The 5,468-nt window shown below is 51.5% G+C and carries 7 protein-coding genes; 6 read left to right on the top strand and 1 reads right to left on the bottom strand.

Features of this window, described 5'->3' with window-relative positions; translation table 11 throughout:
• The first annotated feature begins 167 nt into the window (after positions 1-167).
• The 6 genes from AAH187_RS17685 to AAH187_RS17710 are packed head-to-tail and all read left to right on the top strand — an operon-like array spanning position 168 to position 5,051.
• The gene (locus tag AAH187_RS17685) at positions 168-680 is read left to right on the top strand and encodes a cytochrome c maturation protein CcmE (protein WP_342349809.1); all 513 of its coding nucleotides are present in this window, start codon (positions 168-170) and stop codon (positions 678-680) included.
• Complete coding sequence (ccmE, locus tag AAH187_RS17690; RefSeq protein ID WP_342349810.1) at positions 664-1,119, top strand: cytochrome c maturation protein CcmE; 456 nt, start codon at positions 664-666, stop codon at positions 1,117-1,119. The genes AAH187_RS17685 and ccmE overlap by 17 nt, the downstream gene beginning before the upstream one ends.
• Positions 1,120-1,137: 18 nt before the next feature.
• Positions 1,138-3,087 carry a heme lyase CcmF/NrfE family subunit gene (locus AAH187_RS17695; RefSeq protein ID WP_342349811.1) on the top strand — a complete coding sequence of 650 codons (1,950 nt, stop codon included), beginning with the start codon at positions 1,138-1,140 and terminating at the stop codon, positions 3,085-3,087.
• The gene (locus tag AAH187_RS17700; RefSeq protein ID WP_342349812.1) at positions 3,084-3,647 is read left to right on the top strand and encodes a redoxin domain-containing protein; all 564 of its coding nucleotides are present in this window, start codon (positions 3,084-3,086) and stop codon (positions 3,645-3,647) included. Before AAH187_RS17695 ends, AAH187_RS17700 begins: the two co-directional genes overlap by 4 nt.
• On the top strand, positions 3,647-4,111 hold the full coding sequence (locus AAH187_RS17705) for a cytochrome c-type biogenesis protein (protein ID WP_342349813.1): 465 nt from the start codon (positions 3,647-3,649) through the stop codon (positions 4,109-4,111). Before AAH187_RS17700 ends, AAH187_RS17705 begins: the two co-directional genes overlap by 1 nt.
• 16 nt (positions 4,112-4,127) lie before the next feature.
• Positions 4,128-5,051 carry a tetratricopeptide repeat protein gene (locus AAH187_RS17710; protein ID WP_342349814.1) on the top strand — a complete coding sequence of 308 codons (924 nt, stop codon included), beginning with the start codon at positions 4,128-4,130 and terminating at the stop codon, positions 5,049-5,051.
• A gap of 153 nt (positions 5,052-5,204) precedes the next feature.
• Here the strand turns inward: AAH187_RS17710 and AAH187_RS17715 are convergent.
• The coding region (locus AAH187_RS17715) for a type II toxin-antitoxin system RelE/ParE family toxin (protein WP_342349815.1) at positions 5,205-5,468 on the bottom strand (264 nt) is incomplete at its 5' end.

Here is a 5,468-nt window from a genome sequence, read left to right on the forward strand (position 1 = left end):
AGTATTTCAGAAGATATTCTGGTCCCCCTGACGTTAATGAGTATTGGATGTTGGTTATTATTTGCCTATATGGTGATGGTCCGCACTCAAATTTTGTACTTGACTGACTTGTTGCATGCCAAAAAAGGTCGCTTTCTCAGTCAAACCCATTTTTCTCAAACGACTCCATGACCGGATTATATACACGCTGGGCGTTGATTCTGGGGGCAACCCTCCTTCTCGCCATTCTGACCTTTCAGCACTACCAACAAGACTTATCCACACTGCCGCTAGGAACGCTGCTGAGTAGCCCTCCGGTTACCCAACCGGTCAGGATACAAGGGATGGTCAAAAGTGGTACCTTGCAGGGTGACGTGGAACATGGCCAGGCCACATTTGAATTTGTAGATGGGGCAGCCAGTCTGACTGTGGACTACCAAGGTCCTCCACTGGAAAATATTCGAGAATTGAAAACCATGGTTCTCATTGGGCGCTGGGACAACCAGGCACAAGTATTCAAGGCACAGGATACCGCCTTGATCAATAATTTTGGATTTGTGGCCGCCGCCTATCTGATTTCCGTCTTGGCTTTGGGGTGGATGGTATTTGCCATGAGCCAAAGAGTCATGGTTTTATTTAAAGAGATTAAAGAATCCAAACTGTACGAACCAGAGGCAGATTCCCTTGGGCACAAAGAATAAAAAAATTGCCATCATCGTCAGCATCTTCCTGGTTGCCGGTTCGCTCGGCTATCTCGCGTTTGGAAATTTCGGCGAAAATATCGTGTACTTCGTGACTCCCTCTGAGGTGAAAGCCTTTTCCGCCGAAGCCTACAGCAAAAAAGTTCGTGTGGGTGGCATGGTGGTCAAAGGCAGCCTCAAAACCCAACCCGAGCCGGTGGGTCTGACCTTTGAACTCACAGATGGTGCTGCGACTATTCCTGTTGCGTTTCAGGGTATTCCCCCGGACCTGTTTAAAGAGGGACAAGGGGCTGTGGTGGAAGGCCAATGGCGGGACGGCCGGACGTTTCATTCCACGATGATCATGGCCAAGCATTCCGAGGACTACATGCCCATGGAACTCAAACGAGCAGGCGTGGAACTTCCCAAAAAAGATTTCATGAAAACCCTCTCGCCTTAACCCTGTTTGCGATTCCCTATGATAATTGAAATTGGACATTTTTCGACCATTGTTGCCCTGGTGCTGTCAGTCTTTGGCATGGCCAGCGCTGCCTTAGCCCTCAAAACCCGCAACCCCGATTGGGCCCGCTCCGGGCGCATGGCCATCACCCTCATTTTCGTCCTGCTCGGGGTGGGCATGCTCTCATTGGTCTATGCCTTTATCATACGGGACTTCTCCGTCCTCTATGTGGCCAACAATTCCAATTCGAAACTCCCGTTTTTCTATACCGTCGCGGCTGTGTGGGGCGGCCATGAAGGCTCGCTCCTGCTCTGGGTCTTCATTCTTTCCGTCTTTAGCACATTGGCCGTCTGGCTGCATTGGCGCACCCAGCCTACCATTATGCCGTATTTGATTGCGGTGGAATCGGCCATCATCTTCGGGTTTTTATGTTTAATTGTGTTTCTCTCCAGTCCATTTGAACGGCTTCTGCCCGTCCCCCTCGATGGCAAAGACCTGAATCCGTTACTGCAAGACCCGGCGATGGTCTTACACCCCCCCATGCTTTATATGGGCTATGTGGGATTTTCCATACCCTTTTCCTTTGCCATGGCTGCATTATTCTCCGGGCGATTGGGAGAAGAGTGGATCAAGGTCACGCAGCGATGGAGTATGTTTGCCTGGATGTGCCTGACGACCGGCATCCTGCTCGGCGGCTATTGGGCCTATTACGAACTGGGCTGGGGCGGCTATTGGGGCTGGGATCCAGTCGAAAACGCGTCGTTTATGCCCTGGCTGGTGGGTACCGCCTACTTGCATTCCGTTCTGGTGCAGGAAAAGCGGAAGATGTTCAAAGTCTGGAATCTCTTCCTTATCATCGTCACATTTTCTTTGTCTCTGATCGGAACATTTCTGGTGCGAAGCGGCGTGCTCACTTCCGTCCATTCCTTTGCCACGGATCCTGAGCGCGGTCTGTATATTCTTATTTTCGTAGGCACCGTCATCGGGATCGCCTTCGGCGCGTTAATCCTGAGATCCAATAAATTGAAATCACAAGTCGAGATGGATTCGTTGGTTTCCCGTGAATCGATCTTCCTCTTTAATAATTTATTCTTTCTGGTGGCTGCCGCGACGGTTTTTCTGGGTACTCTCTATCCATTAATACTCGAAACGCTACAGGACGCCAAGGTGACCGTCGGACCGCCCTATTACAATGCGGTGTTTATGCCCATTGCCCTAGGATTGTTATTTCTCATGGGAATCGGCCCCTATATCCCCTGGCGCAAGGCGTCGGTGGCAAGCCTGAAAAAGAGTTTCTCCACACCACTTCTCGCTGGAGCGGTCATAGTCGTCCTGCTGTTTGTGACCGGCATTCATAACCTCTATGCCCTGGCAGGAGGCTATGTGGTAACCTTTGCCGGCATGGCGATAGTCCTGGACTTTGGGAAAATTTCGCAACTGTATGCGCAGCGGAACGGGAGTAACATCTTCCAGGGAAGTCTGGCGGCCTTTACCGCCAACCAACGACGCTATGCCAGCATGCTTACCCATATCGGAGTCCTCGTCTTAGTCGTGGGCATCATTGCCTCAACCGTGTATCAAACGGAAAAAGTCGTCTCGATGCGCGTGGGAGACGAATTCGCCATCGGGGACTATCGGATGAAACTGACAAAAATTCATGAAGTGGCCGGCGGGAATTGGAATGCGCAGGAAGGCGTCTTTCAAGTGTTTAAGGGAGAGGATTTGATTACGGAGCTCCGGCCCCAAAAGCGAATATATTCGGCCACCCAAACGCCTACCACTGAATCGGCCATTTATGCCACCAATATGGGGCACGTCTTTCTGACCATGCCTGAAGTGTCCGAAGACGGTGTGGCCGTCGCGCGTGGCGTGCTCAATCCGCTGGTTCTGTGGGTATGGGGAGGCGGGGTCATCATGGGTTTCGGCGTGATTTTGAATATCCTCCGTCCCCGAAAGAAGGAAGAATGAGCAAAGGCTGGCAATTGACGCTGATCCTCTGCCTGTTCGGACTGTTCGCCCTGTTTTACCAGGGGCTCTGGGGAGATCCACACCACATTCCCACGGTCCTGATTGAAACCGAAGCTCCCAACTTTGAAGGACCGGATGTTGAAACGGGACAAACGATCTCTTTGGATCAATTCAAGGGGAAAGTGGTCCTGCTCAATTTCTGGGCGTCATGGTGTTATGAATGCAAGGTGGAGCACGAAAGCATCTTACAGCTTCATCAACTCTTTAAAGATAATCCCGAGTTCGTGATGCTGGGAGTGAATTATCAGGACGAATTACCGGCTGCCAAAAAATATTTAAAGGAATACGGCTCAACGTTTTCCCATGTCCGTGACCTCAAAGGACAATTGGCCATTGATTACGGGGTCTACGGAGTACCCGAAACATTTGTGATTGATCAACAGGGGAAAATCCGCCATAAATGGGTCGGCCCGATCACAGGTGAGGTGTATACCAACATCACACAAAAAGTCATTGCCCCGTTGCTTAAGGCTCAACCCACCACGACCACGACGTCCTAATGCCCATTCGACTTACCTGGTGCCTTGCGGCCCTGTTAACCATTCCTCTTCCGCTATTCGCTGCCGTGCAGGACGAAACGGACGTCGACATTCAGGTCAGGGAAATTGCCAAAACGCTCCGCTGCACCGTCTGCCAAACGGAGAATATTTGGGAATCAGGCGCACCGCTGGCCCAACAGATGCGTGGAGTGATTCGTGATCGCATCGCCCTGGGACACAACACGGAAGAGATTCGCGCCTATTTCCTCAGCCGCTATGGGGACTATATTCTCATGGAACCCCCAAAACATGGTGTCAATTGGCTCATCTGGCTGGCGCCGTTTCTCCTGCTGGTCGTCGGGGGATTCTTTCTCTACAAGGAAGTGACTCACTGGGTCCGTGATACACCCACTCCGCCAAGCCAACCTGAACCGCCATTGGACGATCAGGCTCGAAAACGTATCGAGCGTGAACTCGAGTCCTGAATAGCCTCAATCCCGTATGTCGACTTTCGCCATTTTCGTGATTCCGTTTGTGGTCGTCCTGGGGATCGTACTTGTCTCCCTTACCCTTCCATTTTGGCGGCGGGATCCTTCACCAGTCTCCTTTGGCCTGGACGATGACCGGGCTCAGGAACTCCTTGACCTTCAAATCGAACGAGAAACTGTGGTCCGTTCTCTACAGGACCTCGAAATGGAACTGTCACAGGGAAGGATGGACCCTTCCGACTACGAACGGTTGAAAGCCACGGACGAACGCCGTCTACTCAATCTGTTAGACCGGCTGGACACCTTCAAGGACGTCGTTCACGACGAAACCAGCAAACAGCAATCTGCAACCTCGAAACGAATACATTGGATTCCAACCATCGCCTCTGGCCTGGTGGTCTTATTGGCCTCCATCGGCATTTACGGCGCGCTTCAGTTCAAAGCCGCACAAAAACTGATGGCCATTGAAGCGGAAATGGGAGGAGGGCCGAATCCAATGGAGATGGTCGCCAAACTGGAGAACCGCCTCAAAGAGAATCCTGATGACCTGCAAGGCCAAATCATGGCCGGGCGATCCTATCAGGCCTTGAATCGTATCCCTGAAGCGAAAAAGGCCTGGGAAAAAGCTTTGGAGCTGGACCCGAAGCAGCATGAAGCCCACTACAATTTAGGAGTCATTCAGATCGAAACGCGTCAAATTGACGATCCGGACATTTTCAAACAGGCTCTCACTCATTTCGACATAGTCCTGGGCGATCTTCCTAATCAACCTGCCGTCAACTGGTATCGGGGCTTAGCCTTGTGGTATTTGAATCGCCGCCAGGAAACCGATGCCGCCTGGACGCTCGCCGCACAAAACATGGAACCCGGCAGCAAAGACATGGAATTCGTCAAAGACGCCCTCATCAAACTCCGCGCCGGTGAAGTTCCGTTTTAACAGGCCCTTGCCCTCGCCTCATACTCAGGCACCAACTTCCCCCCTGAAGACTGACCTCTTAAGGGAAAATATGAGCAGTAATAAAATATCGAATCGTGTGGAGGAAGAAGAATTTTCTTTCAAAACAGATCGGAGAGGAGGACCATGTCGACCTCAATGCTGGAGCGGTTTCTTGTAGACAGTACTCCGGTGCAAAACTCGCAGCACCAAAACAACCAACTTCTCATCCTCAATACGGCAGATAGCACGGTAATCCCCAATGCGGTACCGCCAAAGACCGGAAAATGATGATTCAAGAGGCTTACCAAAGCTGCGGGGATCAGGGGACGGTGCTATCCGGTCATCAAAATACTCAAGGATGGTTTGCTGGACTTGGCGGTCCAGCTTTTTCATGTCCTTGACAACCCGGCTGTCATA

Origin of the sequence: uncultured Nitrospira sp. (assembly GCA_902500695.1) — a bacterium.
Classification (GTDB): domain Bacteria; phylum Nitrospirota; class Nitrospiria; order Nitrospirales; family UBA8639; genus Nitrospira_E.

Coding starts and splice junctions, on each gene's coding strand:
- AAH187_RS17685 (WP_342349809.1), top strand. CDS start 168: ATGACCGGATTATATACACGCTGGGCGTTGATTCTGGGGGCAACCCTC.
- AAH187_RS17695 (WP_342349811.1), top strand. CDS start 1,138: ATGATAATTGAAATTGGACATTTTTCGACCATTGTTGCCCTGGTGCTG.
- AAH187_RS17700 (WP_342349812.1), top strand. CDS start 3,084: ATGAGCAAAGGCTGGCAATTGACGCTGATCCTCTGCCTGTTCGGACTG.
- AAH187_RS17705 (WP_342349813.1), top strand. CDS start 3,647: ATGCCCATTCGACTTACCTGGTGCCTTGCGGCCCTGTTAACCATTCCT.
- AAH187_RS17710 (WP_342349814.1), top strand. CDS start 4,128: ATGTCGACTTTCGCCATTTTCGTGATTCCGTTTGTGGTCGTCCTGGGG.